The sequence below is a fragment of the Parasphingorhabdus sp. genome, from assembly GCF_036568145.1.
Taxonomy (GTDB): domain Bacteria; phylum Pseudomonadota; class Alphaproteobacteria; order Sphingomonadales; family Sphingomonadaceae; genus Parasphingorhabdus.
The window spans coordinates 40,333-58,626 of the sequence record NZ_DATCTC010000015.1 but is presented as its reverse complement, the minus strand read 5'-3'; the positions used below and the strand labels follow the sequence as shown (position 1 = coordinate 58,626).

Sequence of the window (18,294 nt, the reverse complement as noted above, 5' to 3'; positions counted from 1 at the left end):
ATTAATCTGGCCTTCTCAATCTAACCCTCGTTTATCAATCAAACTCAGGCGCAGACGTTCAGTCTTCCCCGGCTGCCGAATCACTTGAGCCATTAGCATTACTAACATTAGTGTTATCAGCTTCATAGCCGCGATATTCGACGCTCATGTCGAGCGCATCAAGCTGCGGTTTGATCTTGGCCGCATCACCGACAATAACCCACGTAAACCGATCAGGATCAATCGCACCGGCCATCGCCTTGTTAAGATCATCGGCGCTCAAAGCCTTGTAACGGTCGGCTACGGTTTCGGCATAGTTGGAGGGGCGCTGATACATCACGTCGCTTTGCATCTGAGAGAGTACCCGACTGGATTGCTCAAACTGACCGGGCAGCTCGCGCACATTGCCGTTGACGGTGCGCTCCAGCTCCGCCTGTGTTACGCCTTTGTCCCCCAGAAATTCCTCTACCTGCTGCTTGATCGCGGCAACGGCCGGTCCGGTCTGGTTGGTCTGCACGGGCGCGCGCATGACATAGGGAACCTCATGCTCGCCGCGCAAAATCATGTTGCGGGTGCCATAGCTCCAGCCCTTAGTCTCGCGCAGGTCCATATTGATACGCGACAGGAAGTTACCGCCCAGAACCTCGTTCGCAGCGTTCAGCGTCAACAGGTCATCGGTCCCCCGGAAAGGCGTAACCTGTCCCGCAAGGATCATCGACTGCGGCGAATTGGCGCGGTGGATGACGACAATCTTGCCTTGTGCTTCGGGAATCGGGGCATCGAAATTCTTTGCCGGTGCGGCCTTGCCTTTGCCTTTCCATTTCCCGAAACGCGCCTCGAGCTTTTCAAGCAGCACCTGGCGGTCAATCTGACCCACAGCAAAGATTGTCGCATTTTCAGGCCGCATCCAGCTTTGATGGAAGTTTACCAGATCATCACGGCTGATCGCGGCGACAGATTCCTTCGTGCCATTGCCCGAAAGCCCCCGACCATAAGGATGCACATCACCGAATAGCAGCGGCGGCAAGGCGTTGGCCGCAATGCTTGCCGGATCGCTTTCCTCGCGGTCAATGGCGGTCAGTTGCTGCACCCGGATGCGTTCGATATCATCGGTTTCAAACGCCGGATTTCTGACAATATCCGCCATCAGGTCGAGCGATGCGTCAAGATTGGGGTTAACCGCGCTCAGATTGACGCTGGTGCGGTCACGCCCGCCACCAACGCTGATATTGGCGCCCAAGCGCTCCTGCTGCTCGGCAATTTCAATGGAGTTCAGGCTGGTCGTGCCTTCTTCCATTACCGAGGTGACAAAATTGTGCAGGCCGATTTTATCCGTGGGATCCGCGGTGGCTCCGGCGTTAAAAGACAAGGTGACGCGCGTCATCGGAACGGCATCACGCCGCGCGAAATAGACTTTGATCCCGTTAGATAGCACCGAACTTTCGACATCGGGGAAGTCGACATTGGAGAATTCCCCGACTTCAGGAAGATTGGAACGGTCCACAGGAGTAACAGCCGCAGCAACAGCGGGCTCACCATCCTGCATGTAAAATGCGGGAGCGGTCAGCGTGCCTGTTCGCGCGCCTTTACCGGATTCCACTTCCTGATATGCCTCCCGCTCACCCGGCACGACCCGGATACCGACAACCGGACGGGTCAGCCATTTTTGCATAGCCGAAGTCACCGATTCCGGAGTTGTGGAAGCCAGCCGCGCCAGCTCTTTCTTGTAATGTTCCGGATCATCGGAATAAAGTTCACCTTGCGCCAGTGCAGTGGCTTTTCCGCTAAATCCGCCAACCTGCTCCAAACCGGCAATCCGCGATGCGGCATCACGCGTTGCGACCCGCTGCACTTCATCTGCGGTTGGGCCTTTCTGGATAAAGTCGGCGATGATTTCATCCAGCCGCCTGGCGACCATGTCCGCATCTTCACCCGGCTTTACATCGGCCTGAATCTGCACAAGGCTGCCGTGGACAAAGGGCAGTACGAATGCAGAAACCGCCACTGCATTTTTCTCTTCGCGCACCATGATATTGTCCAGCCGCGAGCTGGCAAGACCGCCCAGCACCGCCATGCCGACATCAAGCGGCGTATAATCGGGATCGTTGAGCCCCGGAACCACCCAGTTGCGATAGATACGGGTGGTCGCCACCTTGTCTTTCATCACTTCATAGACAGGGGCGTCCAGCGTTGGCAGTTCCGGATTAAGCTGGGCGATTTCTTTGCCCGGCGCAATGTCGCCGAACCATTTCTGGACCAGCGGCTTGGCTTCGGCCGCGTCAATATCGCCGGCCAGCACCAATATCGCGTTATTCGGGCCATAATGGTCCGTGAACCACAGCTTCATGTCATCGAGCGAAGCAGCTTCCAGATCTTCGAGCGAACCGATCGTGTCATGCCCATAGGGATGGCTTTTGTCCGGGAAGAGCAATTCCGTCTGGCGATAGCCGACCAGACCATAAGGCTGGTTATCGCCCTGACGCTTTTCGTTCGAGACAACGCCGATCTGGTTGTCGAGCTTTTCCTGCGTAACCGCGCCCAGCAAATGACCCATCCGGTCGCTCTCAAGGAACAAAGCTACTTCCAGTGCGGATTTTGGCACGGTCTGGAAATAATTGGTGCGGTCGAGCCATGTCGTGCCGTTCAAATCGGTCGCGCCAATTTGCCTTAAGGGATCAAAATAATCGCCCGGTGCATTTTCCGAGCCGTTGAACATGATATGTTCAAACAGATGGGCATAGCCTGTCTTGCCATCCGGTTCATTGGCGGACCCCACACCATACCAGACAGATACCGCCACAATCGGTGCCTTGCGGTCGGTGTGGACCAGCACTTTCAAACCATTGTCGAGCGTGAAGCGTTCATAGGGTATATCTACAGCTTCGACCAGCTCGCTAACCGGTGCCGGCTCAGCGAATGTTGCATTGCTCGCCGGGCTATCGGCATAAGCCGGAGCTGCAAAACTCAATGCGGTAGAGCTAAGCGCAATCGCAATATTGCGGGAAAAGCGTGACATCCAAAATTCCTCTTCACGATAAAATAGTATATATTTGAACTACTATGGGCATGCAGACTTGTCGCGCAAGTCCTGTTGGTCTTCGATTAACAGCGGACGGGGATCGACCAACAACATTGGTCCATGCAGAAATGGGAAGGATGACAAGAGGGAGCGGCTATTTCTGTTTCCAGCCCCAGAACAGATGGCAAGGCAATATGTTCCAAAGGCAATAGCCATTATCGATACGGTCAAAATGCGGCGTCATGAAATCGCGCGCACGTTTAACAAATTGATAGACCAGAAAAGCACCGCCGGGGCGCAAAGCGTCGTAAGTTTCCTTGGCAATTTTGGGCCCAAGCTGATTGGGAAGGGTGGAAAATGGCAGGCCGGACAAGATATAGTCTGCCTTTTCATGGCCCAGATCCTGAAGGATTTGTTGCACATCGGCGGCCGAGCCGTGAATGGGATAAAAACGACTGTCGCGGATACTTTTGCCAAGATAGTCGATAAAGTCTGAGTTGAGATCGATGACGATCAGCGTCGCATCCGGTTTCATCCGCTCCAGCACCGGGCGACAGAATGTTCCAACGCCGGGGCCATATTCAACGAACACATTGCATTCGTCCCATTTCACCGGCTCCAGCATCTTTTTTACCGTCAAAGCCGAGGATGGGATAATCGAACCAACCATCACCGGATGCTTCAGGAAACCCTTGAAAAAAACGCCCCATGCACCGAAAATGCGGGCTGCGCGCAATTTTATCGTGTCCCTTAACGAGGCGTTTGCAACGCTGTTATTCAATCAATGTCTCCTGTTTTTCCGTCACCTGATTAGGTTATAATATTCATATATTCAAACATTCTTCGCGCTTGTCGTGAACAAAGGGAGGTTCAGAAAGGCCATATGAACTTATATCAACGCGGATCAATCGCTGTAATCTTTTGTGCCCAGCGCACCCAAAACGACGACGAATCCTATAGCGCCGCAGCAAATGCCATGAGTGACCTTGCTGCAAAGCAACCCGGTTATCTGGGTCAGGACAGCGCCCGTTCTGCTGATGGCCTGGGTATTACGGTCAGCTATTGGGAAAATGATGAAGCTGCCAAAGCATGGCGCGATCATCCTGACCATAGCGCAATTCGCGAACAGGGACGGGGGAAATGGTATGAACGTTATACATTGCACGTCACGCGGATAGAACGCAGCTATGATTGGATAAAATAGCGTGCCATACAGTTTTCATGGCTGATTCCTCTGCACCCAAAGCCGCACCACAAACGGCGGTAGAAACCTATACACCTATCGACAACACACGCATGGCGGTGTTGTTCATGGTCATGCTTGTCACGGCGTCGGGCAATACAGCGATGCAGTCGATATTACCGACGATCGGCACGCAGCTGGACATTCCCGATTTCTGGGTGAGCGCAGCCTTTAGCTGGTCCGCTTTGCTATGGGTCTATACCGCCCCCAAATGGGCGCGCCTGTCCGACAAGCGCGGCCGTAAAGCTTTGATGCGGCTGGGGATGATCGGGTTTACATCCTCTATGGCCTTGGCAGGACTGGCGCTGTTTTTTGGCCTTCTGGGCTGGTATAGTGCCTTGCTGACCTTCATATTATTTGCCATTTTCAGAAGCCTTTATGGGGGTCTGGGCTCCGCTGCGCCCCCAGCGGTGCAAGCCTATGTAGCCGCGCGGACCCCGCGTGAAGAACGGACCAAGGCGCTATCGCTCATCTCGTCTTCTTTCGGTCTGGGCACGGTTGTTGGCCCTGCTATCGCACCCTTGCTGATCTTGCCGGTCCTTGGATTGTCCAGCCCGATGTTCGCTTTTGCGGCTATTGGCATAATCGTGATGATCGCGTTGAAGCTGAAACTGCCCGACGATACGCCAAGGTTTGAAGCCCGCGGTGTCGTTACGACAGAACCGTTTAGTTCTGCACTTTCAGCCAGCACGCTGCGGGATGAGGGCCACGAATACCGCCCCGCAGGACAGGCATCCGAAACAAGCGTAGTGCCGCAGCTCCGTTGGGGGGACGAACGTATAAAGCCGTGGCTGATTACCGGAATCATGGGCGGCAATGCCAACGCTCTCATATTAGGAGTTATCGGCTTTCTGTTACTCGACAGGCTGGGTCTGCGCGGCGACCCGGCAATGGGGGTCGAGATGACAGGCATTGTCCTGATGTCCGGTGCGGCGGCGACCTTGCTGGCTCAATGGGGCTTGATCCCGCTGTTACAGATGGGGCCGCGCTCGTCGATTCTATGGGGCATGCTGCTTGCCGCGTTGGGCTGCTTCATCATCGGTTTGTCGGACGGCCTTTTCGAGATCATCCTTGGATTTGCCGTCAGTTCGCTGGGCTTTGGCTTGTTCCGTCCCGGTTTTACCGCAGGTGCATCGCTCGCTGTGGAGCCAGAGGAACAGAACGGCGTTGCGGGCATTGTAGCCTCGGTCAATGGCATGGCCTTCATTGCCTCTCCGGCGCTGGGCGTATTGCTGTACACCTATTTCAATAACCTGCCATTCTGGTTGGCTGTCGCCATGTGTCTGTTCGTTTTTTTCTGGGGCTTCAAAACGCTGCATCTGGACGATTAAGCCGCGCCCTGATTGCTCAAGACGCGGCTTATATATGCCATACCGGAACCGGCGCGACTAACGTTTAGTCTTCTTTCTCGGCATTGATCGGCCGCAACATGCCGGGACTGACAAAGCCGATGGGATCGGCCCGCATGGCATTGCTTTTCAGTTCGCTTTCCATTTTGGAATATTCTTCCTCCATTTCCGGCGTTACCGAGGCACGGCTATCTTTCAGAGCCTTTTCAAAATGCTTCATCGACACTGTTTCGACCAGTCCGCCATATTCACGCAGCGCATAAAGGCCGGCGCGGCGTACCAGATCTTCCAGATCGGCGCCGGAATAGCGATCCGCCCGCTCGGCAATGTCATCAAGGTCGACATCCTTCGCGATCGGCATTTTTTCAGTATGAATCGCCAAGATGCGGCGGCGGCCATCCTTTCCGGGGACAGGTACATAGACAAGCTCGTCAAACCGGCCAGGCCGCAGCAGCGCCGGATCGACCAGACCGGGACGGTTCGTTGCACCGATCACGATCACTGACTGCATTTCTTCCAGCCCGTCCATCTCGGCAAGGATCGCATTGACGACCCGTTCCGTCACTTGCGGTTCCCCCATGCCGCGTCCGCGGGCCGGGACCAGGCTGTCAATCTCGTCGATGAATAATATGGTCGGAGCAACCTGACGCGCTCGAGCAAATAGCCGCGCGATCTGTTGCTCGCTCTCCCCATACCATTTGGACAGAAGGTCGCTGGACTTGGTGGCAATGAAATTGGCCTCTGCCTCACGTGCCACGGCCTTTGCCAGCAATGTCTTACCGGTTCCCGGCGGACCATAGAGCAAAAAGCCCTTGGCCGGGCGAATACCCAGACGGGTAAAGGCTTCCGGGTTTTTCATCGGCAGTTCGATGCCCTCTTTCAGGCGTGTCTGTGCGTCATCCAGACCGCCAATATCTTCCCAGCGGACATCGGGAGCCTGCACCATCACTTCACGCATGGCAGATGGCTGAACGCGTTTCAGCGCTTCGACAAAATCCTCACGGCGGACCACGAGCTCTTCAAGCACTTCCGGCGGAACGGTTTCTGATTCCAGATCGATTTTCGGCATGATCCGGCGGACAGCTTCAATCGCCGCTTCGCGGGTAAGGGCCGCCAGGTCGGCACCGACAAACCCATAAGTCGTGCGTGCAAGCTCGGTCAGGTCTACTGCCGGGTCCAAAGGCATGCCGCGTGTATGGATGCCCAGAATTTGTTTACGGCCAGCCAGGTCAGGCACGCCAACAATGATTTCACGGTCAAACCGGCCCGGACGGCGCAACGCCTCATCAAGCGCCTCTGGGCGGTTGGTGGCAGCAATAACCACCAGATTGACGCGCGACTCCAGACCGTCCATCAGCGTCAGCAACTGGGCCACCAGCCGCTTTTCGGTTTCACCCTGCACTTCACCGCGCTTGGGTGCGATGGAATCGATTTCGTCGATGAACAGAATGGACGGCGCGGCCTTGGCAGCGGCTTCAAAAACCTCCCGTAATTTCTTTTCCGACTCACCATAAGCCGAACCCATGATTTCCGGACCGTTGATCAGGAAAAACTCGGCATCGCTTTCATTGGCAACAGCGCGGGCCAACCGTGTTTTGCCGGTGCCTGGAGGGCCATGGAGCAAGACACCGCGTGGCGGATCAACGCCAAGCCGGGTGAAGAGTTGCGGATAACGCAACGGCAGCTCAACCATTTCACGCAGTTGGTCGATAGTATCATGCAAGCCGCCAACATCATCATAGGTAACATCGGCCCGGCGATGTTCGGTCGATTCCACATATTCCGGACGCAGTTCGACTTCTGTACTTTCGTCAATATGGACTAGCCCCTTTGGAATGGTAGAAACCACGAGCAAGCGAATCTGGGTCAGTGAAAAAGCCGGAGCAGCCAGCATTTGCTGCAATTGCAACGGCATATCGCTGCGGTCGACCTGCTGCTGGCCATGGGTCGCGACAAAATCGCCCATCGTCACGGGACGCCCCATGAAGCTGCGTTTCAGGCCGGCACCGCTGCCATGTAAGCGCAAATCCTTCTGTGCCGGGGCAAAAATGACTTTTTTGGCTGGCTTCGAATCGGCTTTGCGAATCTCAACAAAGTCACCGGAGCCGACACCGGCATTGGCACGCTGCAAACCGTCTAGCCGGACAAAGTTCAGCCCCTCATCTTCAGGATAAGGCAGAACCGCACGGGCCGGAGTTGCCTGTTTCCCGCAAATCTCAACCACATCGCCTTCGATCAGTCCCAATTTACCCATATTATCCCGCGACAAACGGGCAAGGCCGCGGCCGCTATCTTCCGGTCGGGCATTGGCGACCTGTATTTTTATCATGGGAGAATCGGGTTCAGAATCAGATTTGGGATCAGAGGCGGGGTCGGAACTGGGATCAGTCATGGTCGAATACACTCCTGCGATAGTATCGTTTCCAATAAGATAGGGAGACAACAGCCATTATACGACCCCCGAATTTAGTACGAAAGCAAAGGGCGTCAAAGAATGTATGGATTTCGGACAAAAAAAAGGCCAACCCCGAAGGATTGGCCTGTAAAAGTTTTTAGGAGAGGATGCCTGAAAGGCGAGTTCTAATTGGCCGAGAATCGATTATGTTGCAAGTGCGAAAAGGACATTGGGAGTTGCGTATTATGCAACCAGTTGCTAAGAATGCACTTGAGATACAGCCAGTCTATCCAAAATGATGACTATTTTGCGTTGCACAAACTTTATTTAACCACAATATCGGATATATTATGCGCCGACTTCCCCCCCTCCGTTCATTAGAAGCTTTTATCCGTGTTGCCCGGTTAGGCACTTCCAAAGCCGCAGCCGCTGAATTGGCGCTGTCAGCTCCGGCACTCAGTCGCCGTATCAAAGCGCTCGAAGATCATATCGGAAAACCGCTTTTCGAACGGCGCAACCAGTCGATGGTTTTGAACGAAGACGGCCAAGCCCTGCTGGAGGCCGTTGCCCCGGCCATGGAATCAATAGGCGATGCCGTTGACCATATGACCGTTAGCGGTGGTTCTTTGCGTCTACGTCTGGGTGTCCTTCCTCTTTTTGGCGCCACCCGTCTGGTGCCCCGGTTGCCGGAGTTCAGGAAACTCTATCCCAAGCTGCATATTGATGTAGATACCTCTACCCATGCCCAGAATATGCTAGGCGATTCTATTGATGCGGCGATCATAATTGCCGACCATGTGGACCCCAATCTCTACGCGGTCAAACTAGACACCAACAAGATTTATGCGATTGCCGCAGCCGAACTTGTCCACGGCCCAAATGCGATCAAGACACCGGAAGATTTGATGGATCACAATATCCTGATCCATAGTGATATGCTTAAAGCTTTTGACTGCTGGAAAGAGGCCGTCGGCATACCGGACCTTAAACCGGCCAGTATTGACCAGATGAACAGCGGTCCTTTGATACTGGAAGCTGTAGCACAGGGACTTGGCGTCGCGATTATGCATGGTGGCCATTTTTCCGACGCGAACGACCCTCGCCTGGCCCGTTTGTTCGATTATGATATAGACAGCCCTTATGCCTATTGGTTCGTGTGCCGCAAACGTGACCAGAAACATCGTGCTGTGCGGATTTTCCACGATTGGGTCATCAAAGCTGGACTTTAACCGAGGCTGGTTCCTGCAAGGCAAGCGCCTAAATGGATGTCATCAGGCGATCCGAACAGTCGCAATGGATAAATTTTTTCGTTTTCTGACATTTTGTTCAGGAACCATTACAAGAGTCATTCGTAAACCTACCGACCCCTGTATAAACATTGGAGAAAATATATGCGTTTTAAAGCTTTAGCTGCTTTGTCATTGTTATCCCTTTCGGCCACGCCGGTTATGGCACAATCACAAGCGGTCGCCCCTGTAGCGAGTTCAAGCGTAGAACGCGTTTCTGCGAGCCAGCAAAAAGCAAATAGTCTGGCCGGTGGCAGTGACACTGTCCTTGCTGTTCTGGCTGCTGCAGTTGCTGCAGCTTTCGTTACACTGACAATCATTGATGACGATGATGATGACGATGCACCTGTCAGCCCATGATTAGACGTGAAATCTGATTTCACTTTTCATCAGAAATAATTTTCATGATCGGGCCCCTTTTGGGGCCTGATTTACGTTGGCAGCAACTACTTTTGATCAAAGATCCATGAGATACAGTCTTTAGCGTTTAGGATTTGCCGGATAATTTACGTAAAATATCCGAGGCAAATATGCTCAATGTATCATCGCGCGCGCCCATGATCACGATACGGTCCCTGGGCTTGGCGATCTCCACTATATACTCGCCGCAATCAGCCCGGCTGGCGATATATTTCGCATTTCCTCCGGGACCCTTAACTGCTTCCACAATCGATTCGCTACTGATAGTGCGGTCAACGGTACCGCCGAAATAAACCGGATCGCACAGGATTACACAGTCATCCTTGTCCAGTATCTCTGCAAAAACCTGCGACAATTCTGATCCCATTTTCTTTATAGGACCAAAGCCATGGGGCTGGAAAAAGGCAATGATACGCCCCGGAAAGGCTTTCATAGTTTTTAGCGTGGCGGCGATCTTGTCGGGATTATGCCCGAAATCATCAATCACGCTGATCTCATTTACCGTTCCCACAACATCAAAGCGCCGGGCAAGGCCGCTGAAACTTGAGATAGCGGCAACAGATTGCGCAACCGGTACACCGACAGCCGATGCTGCAGCAATGGCCGCCAGCGCATTGGCGATGTTGTGATGGCCCGGCACCTGAAGCGTGACCGTAAACTCCTCCCCACCCGTAGAGAGCGTGAAGCGGCTGCTGATCAGTGCTTCGTTTATGGCGGTAGCCCGGAAATCAGAGCCTTCGCTGAAACCGAAACTTATCGCTCCTTGCAAGTCCAGCCCGCCGACCAAAGATGCGGTTTCGGGATCATCCCGGTTCCAGACACAATGGCTGGCTTTACTCGCAAAATCACCGAAAAGCTGACGCAGCTCCTCAAGGCTTTTATGATCCAGACTCACATTGTTCAGCACAGCAATATCGGGATTAAATAAAGCGATAGATCCGTCGCTTTCATCCACCTCGCTGACCATGATCCCGCCATTACCCACCCGCGAACTGGCGAAGGGGGCGTCATCGGCAACGAAGTTTTTCATTACCGCACCGTTCATGATGGTCGGATCCAGACCGGCTTGGGTCAATATCCAGCCGATCATGCCGGTCACGGTCGATTTCCCGCTGGTTCCGCCAATCGCAACGCTTTGCGGGGAAGCATTAAACTGCTCGGCAAGCAATTCGGCTCGTGTCATGCGCTTGCAGCCAAGGCTTTTGGCTTTCGCAACATCCGGCACGCTGTCTTCAATCGCGGCAGACGCGACCAGTATCTGATCGCCGGAAGTAATCCCGCTGCCGTCTTGCGGAAACAGGCCAATGCCCTTGCCTTTCAACCATTCAAATTTTGCTGCCAGACGCCCTTGATCCAGCGCACGGTCGGATCCTGATACCTCGGCACCGCTTTCCCGGACAATCATTGCCAGAGGTTGCATTCCGGAGCCGCCTATGCCGCAAAAATAATAGGATTTGTCTTTAGTCATATTCCCCCGCTATGGCCTCGGCAGCTTTTTGGCAATTGGATTGGTGCAAAACAAGGTCGGGGGAGTGAAAATATAGTGGAACAGGTCAGGATCGGTATTTGCGCACCGTCAACGCCCCTTTACCCGGAAGAGGCCGATCAGTTAATTGCGCTTGCCAGTGAAAGCCATCCTGAGGCGCAATTGGTCTTTCACGATCAATGCTTTGCCATAGAGGGTCATTTTGCAGGCAATGATGAGCTGCGCGCTTCCGCTTTCGTTGCACTTGCCAATGATCCGACAATTGATGCGGTGTGGTTTGCGCGGGGCGGATATGGTGCGGCGCGGATTGCGGATGCAGTTATGGAGCGAATGGAGCCTGTATCGCATGTTAAGCATTTTATGGGCTATAGCGATGGCGGGAACTTGCTCGGAGCGCTGTACAAAGCCAGGATCGGCACCCAGGCGCACGGCCCGATGCCGGTGGATATCCGGCGCGAGGGAGGCGATGCAGCGGTGCGGCGCGGGCTGGACTGGCTGGTGCGGCGGGACCATGCGGCGCTGGAGCCCCATATCGAGCCGGGCCGGAAATATGCCGCGTTCAACCTGATGACGCTGGCGATGATGGTCGGCACGCCGCTGCTCCCCGACCTTGAAGGCCATGTCCTGATGATCGAGGAAATTGCCGAATATCTTTATGCTTTCGACCGAGCCATGTTCAATGTCACCACCCATCTTGCGGGCCAGGGACTTGCCGGAATAAGGCTGGGCCGGGTCAGCGAGGTGCCAGAAAATAACCGCCCGTTCGGGGAAGATGCCGACCAGATCATCCGGCACTGGTGCAAGCGCTATGACATCCCCTATCTGGGCACGGCAGATATTGGCCATGATGCAGAGAACAAGGTCGTGCCCTTCGGGACTATTCCCGACTAGATTTCTTCATGACCAGATCGGCATCGGACAGCGGAAGGTTTCGCGCTTAATCCAGACCTATTATTCCGGTGCCTCAACCTCACCGCGGGCAATTCTTTTGTCCTGGGTATTGGTTTCAAAATCGCTGGCGTCGTGGCGCTCGTGAAGCTGTGTCTCCGGCTCGCCAAAGCTGCGGTTGACCATCTTGCCGCGCTTGACCGCCGGGCGGTCGTTAATCTGCTTGGTCCAGCGTTGCAGGTTTTTATAATCCTGCACCTGAAGAAACTCGCCAGCGTCATATAATGTTCCGCTGGCCATACCGCCATACCACGGGAATATCGCCATATCCGCGATACTATATTCGTCGCCAGCAAAATATTCATGGGAGTCCAGATGGCGGTCCAGCACATCCATCTGCCGCTTTGCTTCCATCGCATAGCGGTTGATGGGATATTCGAATTTTTCGGGAGCATAAGCATAGAAGTGCCCGAAACCGCCGCCAAGGAAAGGTGCGCTGCCCATTTGCCAGAACATCCAGTTCATCGCCTCTGTGCGTTTCCAATGATCGGTGGGCAGAAACTTTTGAAATTTTTCAGCAAGATAGACCAGCATCGAACCGGATTCAAAAAGCCGGGTTGGCGGTGTGGTGCTATGATCCATCATCGCCGGAATCTTGCTGTTCGGGTTAATGTCCACAAAGCCGCTGCCAAACTGGTCGCCATCGTTGATATTGATAAGCCATGCGTCATATTCCGCCGCAGTCACGCCCGCTTCCAACAGCTCTTCCAACATGATGGTGACTTTTACGCCATTGGGCGTCCCCAGCGAATAGAGCTGGAAGGGATGCTTGCCGACCGGCAATTTCTTGTCATGGGTGGCTCCTGCAACCGGGCGGTTGATATTCGCAAAACGGCCGCCATTTTTACTATCCCATTTCCAGATTGCGGGCGGGACATATTCAGCGAGTTTGTCGGTCATGCTCATCTCCAAATCAGCTATTTCTCTCGTGTGAACCGCGACGTTCTTCCGCGGCTACTTTCAATATAATTTAGCTTATCTTCTGACACGGAATAGATCAGGTAGCAGGTCTGTTTTTCTTTACCCTGCAGAACAAATGTTTTTCCAGCCATATCGGGGACAAGGGTTTTGCAACTGTCCACGAAAATGATCGGCACATCATCTTGCAAGGCACCATCAGTGAAAGACTGAAAGCGGCTACCCCTTATGCTTATGGTGTTTCTGGCATCCTCATCGGATGTCCAGTCACCCTGCATCTGTGCAAGATAACCGGTTTCGGCAGCCGCCGGGTCAATGCTCGCGGGGTCAATGGTCATGGCCCCGGCATTATCACTGTTACCGGCGTCCTGATCCCCGGCCGAGCAAGATGCCAGCAACAGGCTGGTCCATGCAAGGCCGGAGAGGAAGGCGGTTTTCACTATATGATTTTACTGAATCACAGAAACAAATGTCTGGCTTAGCCAAGCGTAATGCTTTTGATCGAGCCGGGATTTGCTGGTGGTTCGCCCTTGGGCAGCGCGTCAACAGCTTCCATGCCGCTCGTCACTTCGCCCCAGACCGTATATTGTCCGTCAAGGAAGCTGGCATCGTCAAGACAGATGAAAAACTGGCTGTTCGCGCTGTTCGGGTCCATCGTACGAGCCATGGAGCATACGCCGCGGGCATGGCGTTCCTGGCTGAATTCTGCCGGAATATCCGGCTTGTCGGATCCGGACATGCCGGTGCCGGTGGGGTCACCGCCTTGCGCCATGAAACCGTCAATCACGCGGTGGAAGACTACGCCGTCATAAAAACCTTCTGCGGCAAGTTCGGTAATCCGCTGGACATGGCCGGGCGCCAGATCAGGACGCAGTTTGATTTCAACATCACCTGTATCAAGGTGGAGTGTCATTTTTTCGTGCGCCATGCTTTATTCCTTATAGTTGTGTTTGGGTTATCAATCTTATGGCCCTGCATATAAGCGCGCTGTTTCCAAAAATCACCCGCTGCATGCGATAAATTTCACAAAAGATTGCAATTAGGGCGTTACAGCTATTACAAACCCCGCGATATGTGACGCAGCAAAGCCGAAAAAAGGGAGCATCGACATGGCCGATATGACTGAAGCTCCGGAAATAGAAGATGCTGCACCGCCCAGCCACGATGAAGATAACCGCCTGACCGACGAATTTGTCCGGCTGGTTTCCGTTGCGGTTGACAGTGGCGACAATAATCTGGCGCAGGAACTGGTCAACCCGCTGCACAACGCGGACATTGCCGACCTGTTCGAGCTGATCGGCCGTGAAGAGCGCGCGCCGTTAGCCAACGCCCTTGGCGATCTGGTCAGCGCCGATGTGTTGTCGGAAATGAACGAATATGTGCGCGACGATTTGATCGGCGTGCTCGATCCCGGCCAGATTGCCGACCTGACCGAACAGCTTGATACCGACGACGCGGTTTCAATCATCGAGGATTTGAACAAGGCCGAACAACAAGCCGTGCTCGCCGAGCTGGAACCGGAAGACCGCGCGGTTATCGAAAGCGCGCTGACCTATCCGGAAAAATCTGCTGGCCGGATCATGCAGCGCGATCTGGTCGCCGTGCCGGAACATCTGAATGTCGGGCAGCTGATCGACTATTTGCGCGAGCATAATGATCTTACTACCGAATTTTGGGAAGTTTATGTCGTCGATCCCGCGCACAAGCCGGTCGGTACGTGCCAGCTAAGCTGGATATTGCGCGTTCCCCGGGACATTGCGGTCTCCGATATCATGAAGCGGGAACAGACCCTGATCCCCGTCGATATGGATCAGGAAGAAGTCGCTATCCGGTTCCAGAAATATAATCTTATCTCTGCCGCGGTGGTCAACGAAGACGGCCGGTTGATCGGTATGATTACGGTTGATGACGTTCTGCACATTATCGAAGATGAAGCCAGCGAAGACGTGTTGCTGCTATCCGGTGCGGGTGAAGGCGATATTAACGAGCCGATCAGGGACAGTTATATAGCGCGCGTCCGCTGGCTGATCGCCAATCTTGTTACCGCGATGGCCGTCAGTCTGGTCATTGCGATTTTTGGCGGGGCGATTGAAAAGATGGTGGCGCTGGCGATATTGATGCCGATTGTCGCATCCATTGGCGGCAATGCAGGAACCCAGACTATGGCGGTATCGGTGCGCGCGCTGGCGATGAACGAGCTGACGCGTTCCAATACCAGACGGATTATCGGGCGCGAGTTCCGTATTGCGCTGCTGAACGGCGGGACTATCGCGATACTGGTCGGCCTTGGTACCGGGCTGATATTTTCCAACATCATGCTGGGCAGTGTGATCGCGGCGGCGATGGTGATTAACATCCTTGTCGCCGGTTTTGCAGGGATAGTGGTTCCGGTCACGCTGGAAAGGATGAATCAGGACCCTGCCCTGGCCTCCTCCGTATTCGTGACGATGATAACCGACACGATGGGCTTTTTGGCGTTCCTTGGTCTGGCTGTGCTCAGCGGGATGGTTTCGCTTTAGTTTTTTTAGACCTCAAGCGCCGGGCGCGGGGATTTTTTATTAGACCTCAGGCGCCGGGCGGGCGCATCCGCGCCCTTGGCTACGCGCCATAAGGCGCGGCGGCCGGTCGGCCTTGCCTCCGCTTCGCGTCGGTCAGGTGAGTGTCATAACTGTCGCGTAATGGGAGCGCCAGTCCGGCGCGCAGCGTCGGCAAGCGCGACCGCGCGACCGCGCGCCCGAGCTTATGCGAGGAAAGCCAAGCGGGCGGATGCCCGCGCCCGGCGCCTGAGGTCTAATAAAAAATCCCCCCGCCTGAGGTTTAATTAAAACCCCTCTTCTCTGTTCCATAAACAGCCGCGAAATTCTCCATATCCGTATAAATACGATCCCGTCCGCTATCGCCGATCATCTCGCGGGTCAAAGCATCAAAGCGCGGCCGGTCGCCCTCCACCACATGCCGCAACATGCTGAGCAGCAATATCTCGTCTGGCATGCTGTGCGGACAACAGGCGCGGCCTATTTTAACCGCTTCCGGCCAGGCGCCGCCAATCGATTCGATCATGATCAGGAACCGGCTCACCGCCAGATCGCTACCCAGACGTTCCCGTAAAAAAGGCCGCGCATCACGAAAGGCTTTCTGGCTCGCCACCGCAACGCGGATAGCTATGATGATCCGCGCTTCTGCGCTAGGCAGAGACATTAAATCCGGCATTGGTGTTAATAGTTTTCCAAGCTGACCTGACCAGACACCCATTGATTTCTCCTTTTTTCTGACTTGCTTTGCCTCTTCGCCCATCCATGGGATATTGATATTGCGAATGATTTGCAATAATATATTTCATAAAAATGTCCGGAGCCTTTTCCCAGGCGGTGCGTTGACATGGAAAGGCCACTCAAACCGATAGAAAAGGAGAGTAAAACCTCATGCACATTCCCAGCGATGCCCTTGTCCTGATCGCCGATGGCGAAAAAGCGCTATTCCTGCGCAACGAGGGAGACGAAAAATATCCCAACCTGCAAGTCGAAAGAAAACAGGAACAGGATAATCCCCCCAACCGCGAACAAGCCGCCAATCGGCCCGGTCGAATGTTCGACAACGGCGATCACAGAAGCGCGGTTGACGATACCGACTGGCACGAACTGGCCAAGGACCGCTTCGCTGCGGATATATCCGACCGTCTTTACAAGCGGGCTTATGACAATGATTTTTCCGACCTGATCATCGTGGCCACCCCGAATACGCTTGGCGAATTGCGGCAGCATCTGCACGTCGAGGTGCTCGACAGGTTGTGCGGAGAGGTCGACAAGGACTGGACGAACCATCCGCTCGACGAGATTGAGAAGCTGCTGCAAAAGCAATAATCGCGCCCGCTTGACTAATCCGGTCGTGGGTCACACATGGATGCCATGCCGCTAAACATGACCAAAATCGCCTATCGCAGCGAAAGCCCCGCCACCTTGCGGGCTTGGCTGGAATCGCACAGGCAGGCTGGTGAAGCGCGGCTTACCACCCGGTATCTGCCCAAACGCCATGCCGAAATGGTGGGCGGTTCGCTTTACTGGATACACGCGAAAACCATTGTCGGGCGCAGTCCGCTCATCGGGTTCATGGACAATGGCGCAGGGCGGCAATGGATACGGCTGGAACCCAGACTGATCGCAGTACAGACCATCCCCCGCCGCGCGCATCAAGGCTGGCGCTATCTGGAAGAGCAAGACGCTCCCCCCGATCTGGGCGAAGGCGCAGAAGGCACGGACGAAATGCCCGCGGAAATGCTGGGCGAGCTATCCAAACTGGGTCTGGTCTAGAAGTGCCTGGCCGGTCAGGCGTCCTGCTCGTCCAGCCAGTTTTTAATCAGGTTATACGCAATCGCAAATGGCGGCGGCGCGATGAACTTGGCGTCCTCGTCACCATTCATCGCGGCCTTCACCTCGTCCAGAGAGAACCAAGCCGCTTCCTCGATCTCTTCCTCGTCCAGGGTCAGCGTCGGATCATCCGTTTCGCTGGTGCAGGCCATCATCAGCGATGACGGGAACGGCCAGGGCTGACTGGCGATATAGCGCACGTTTCGGACCTTGATGCCCGCCTCTTCCCACAATTCGCGCGCAACGCCGCCTTCGATACTTTCGCCCGGCTCGATAAAACCGGCCAGCGCCGAAAACCGCTTGGTCGGGAAGCGGGCTTGGCGGCCAAGCAAAATCTTGCCCTCGCATTCTGCCAGCATGATCGCAACCGGGTCGGTGCGGGGGAAATGCTCCGCGCCGCAGCCCCCCTCTTCCCTTGTGCACGTCCTTGACCAGCCGCCTTTGCGTGACTCCGTCACCTGCCCGCAATTTGCGCAAAAGCGGTGCCGCGCATGCCAGTCGACCAGACTGCGCGCCGTGGCATAGACGCCCGCCTGCTCCGGCGGTAAAAAGCTGAGTGACTGCCACAAGCGCTGATCCCCCGTCGAAGTCGCAGTGCCCGCGCCGGTCAGCTCGGCAAAACAGGGCCGCCCGCCATCATCTATTCCCAATAGCAGCAGGTCATTGTCCGGCGACGCCTCATAAAGCCCACCCCATGCAAGATCGCCCATCGCATCAAAAACGGGGTTCAGCCCGTCCAGCTTTAACAGGCGCGCATTGGGCCGCATCATCTCTTCCTTGAGCCGCGCCGGGTTGACCCGCACCTGATCCGCACGGTCCATCGTCCCGCCTGCAAAAGTCGGAATGATGCCGCTAAGGCTGCCTGTTAAATTCTCGTGGATAGTCAT

Annotated in this window: 17 protein-coding genes; 8 read left to right on the top strand and 9 right to left on the bottom strand. The window is 54.8% G+C overall.

What is annotated here, in order from left to right:
* Positions 1 to 58 precede the first annotated feature (58 nt).
* Both VIN76_RS03945 and VIN76_RS03940 read right to left on the bottom strand, forming a co-directional pair.
* Positions 59 to 2,995: a pitrilysin family protein gene (locus VIN76_RS03945; RefSeq protein WP_332040514.1), complete on the bottom strand. Its 2,937-nt coding sequence runs from the start codon at positions 2,993 to 2,995 to the stop codon at positions 59 to 61.
* A gap of 157 nt (positions 2,996 to 3,152) precedes the next feature.
* Complete coding sequence (locus VIN76_RS03940; RefSeq protein ID WP_332040513.1) at positions 3,153 to 3,779, bottom strand: class I SAM-dependent methyltransferase; 627 nt, start codon at positions 3,777 to 3,779, stop codon at positions 3,153 to 3,155.
* A gap of 102 nt (positions 3,780 to 3,881) precedes the next feature.
* Between VIN76_RS03940 and VIN76_RS03935 the strand changes: the two genes are divergently transcribed.
* Together VIN76_RS03935 and VIN76_RS03930 are read left to right on the top strand one after the other, a co-directional pair.
* On the top strand, positions 3,882 to 4,202 hold the full coding sequence (locus VIN76_RS03935) for an antibiotic biosynthesis monooxygenase (protein ID WP_332040512.1): 321 nt from the start codon (positions 3,882 to 3,884) through the stop codon (positions 4,200 to 4,202).
* 17 nt (positions 4,203 to 4,219) lie between these two features.
* Positions 4,220 to 5,572, top strand: a complete 1,353-nt coding sequence (locus tag VIN76_RS03930; protein WP_332040511.1) for an MFS transporter — start codon at positions 4,220 to 4,222, stop codon at positions 5,570 to 5,572.
* 64 nt (positions 5,573 to 5,636) lie between these two features.
* Here VIN76_RS03930 and VIN76_RS03925 read toward each other — a convergent pair whose 3' ends face one another.
* Complete coding sequence (locus tag VIN76_RS03925) at positions 5,637 to 7,919, bottom strand: CDC48 family AAA ATPase (protein WP_332040587.1); 2,283 nt, start codon at positions 7,917 to 7,919, stop codon at positions 5,637 to 5,639.
* Between the two features lie 416 nt (positions 7,920 to 8,335).
* Here VIN76_RS03925 and VIN76_RS03920 point away from each other — a divergent pair, with 416 nt between their 5' ends.
* Both VIN76_RS03920 and VIN76_RS03915 read left to right on the top strand, forming a co-directional pair.
* Entirely contained in the window at positions 8,336 to 9,214 is an 879-nt protein-coding gene (locus VIN76_RS03920; protein ID WP_332040510.1) for a LysR substrate-binding domain-containing protein, read from the top strand.
* Between the two features lie 162 nt (positions 9,215 to 9,376).
* Positions 9,377 to 9,631, top strand: coding sequence for a hypothetical protein (locus VIN76_RS03915; protein ID WP_332040509.1), 255 nt, complete (start codon positions 9,377 to 9,379; stop codon positions 9,629 to 9,631).
* Between the two features lie 127 nt (positions 9,632 to 9,758).
* Here VIN76_RS03915 and VIN76_RS03910 read toward each other — a convergent pair whose 3' ends face one another.
* Positions 9,759 to 11,159: a UDP-N-acetylmuramate--L-alanine ligase gene (locus VIN76_RS03910; RefSeq protein WP_332040508.1), complete on the bottom strand. Its 1,401-nt coding sequence runs from the start codon at positions 11,157 to 11,159 to the stop codon at positions 9,759 to 9,761.
* 75 nt (positions 11,160 to 11,234) lie between these two features.
* On the opposite strand from VIN76_RS03910, the gene VIN76_RS03905 reads away from it, so the two are divergent.
* Entirely contained in the window at positions 11,235 to 12,068 is an 834-nt protein-coding gene (locus VIN76_RS03905; RefSeq protein ID WP_332040507.1) for an LD-carboxypeptidase, read from the top strand.
* 60 nt (positions 12,069 to 12,128) lie between these two features.
* Here VIN76_RS03905 and yghU read toward each other — a convergent pair whose 3' ends face one another.
* The 3 genes from yghU to VIN76_RS03890 are packed head-to-tail and all read right to left on the bottom strand — an operon-like array spanning position 12,129 to position 13,971.
* The gene (gene yghU, locus VIN76_RS03900) at positions 12,129 to 13,025 is read right to left on the bottom strand and encodes a glutathione-dependent disulfide-bond oxidoreductase (RefSeq protein ID WP_332040506.1); all 897 of its coding nucleotides are present in this window, start codon (positions 13,023 to 13,025) and stop codon (positions 12,129 to 12,131) included.
* Between the two features lie 17 nt (positions 13,026 to 13,042).
* The gene (locus VIN76_RS03895; RefSeq protein ID WP_332040505.1) at positions 13,043 to 13,483 is read right to left on the bottom strand and encodes a hypothetical protein; all 441 of its coding nucleotides are present in this window, start codon (positions 13,481 to 13,483) and stop codon (positions 13,043 to 13,045) included.
* Between the two features lie 38 nt (positions 13,484 to 13,521).
* On the bottom strand, positions 13,522 to 13,971 hold the full coding sequence (locus VIN76_RS03890) for a peptidylprolyl isomerase (protein ID WP_332040504.1): 450 nt from the start codon (positions 13,969 to 13,971) through the stop codon (positions 13,522 to 13,524).
* Positions 13,972 to 14,152: 181 nt separating this feature from the next.
* On the opposite strand from VIN76_RS03890, the gene mgtE reads away from it, so the two are divergent.
* Positions 14,153 to 15,562, top strand: coding sequence for a magnesium transporter (gene mgtE, locus VIN76_RS03885; RefSeq protein ID WP_332040503.1), 1,410 nt, complete (start codon positions 14,153 to 14,155; stop codon positions 15,560 to 15,562).
* Positions 15,563 to 15,860: 298 nt separating this feature from the next.
* Here mgtE and VIN76_RS03880 read toward each other — a convergent pair whose 3' ends face one another.
* Complete coding sequence (locus VIN76_RS03880; protein ID WP_332040502.1) at positions 15,861 to 16,295, bottom strand: hypothetical protein; 435 nt, start codon at positions 16,293 to 16,295, stop codon at positions 15,861 to 15,863.
* Positions 16,296 to 16,465: 170 nt separating this feature from the next.
* On the opposite strand from VIN76_RS03880, the gene VIN76_RS03875 reads away from it, so the two are divergent.
* Together VIN76_RS03875 and VIN76_RS03870 are read left to right on the top strand one after the other, a co-directional pair.
* A complete protein-coding gene (locus VIN76_RS03875; RefSeq protein ID WP_332040501.1) occupies positions 16,466 to 16,903 on the top strand; it encodes a host attachment family protein in 438 nt (145 codons plus the stop codon).
* Between the two features lie 45 nt (positions 16,904 to 16,948).
* Positions 16,949 to 17,350: a DUF1489 domain-containing protein gene (locus VIN76_RS03870; protein WP_332040586.1), complete on the top strand. Its 402-nt coding sequence runs from the start codon at positions 16,949 to 16,951 to the stop codon at positions 17,348 to 17,350.
* A gap of 14 nt (positions 17,351 to 17,364) precedes the next feature.
* Here the strand turns inward: VIN76_RS03870 and nudC are convergent, their stop codons facing one another.
* Positions 17,365 to 18,294, bottom strand: coding sequence for an NAD(+) diphosphatase (nudC, locus tag VIN76_RS03865; RefSeq protein WP_332040500.1), 930 nt, complete (start codon positions 18,292 to 18,294; stop codon positions 17,365 to 17,367).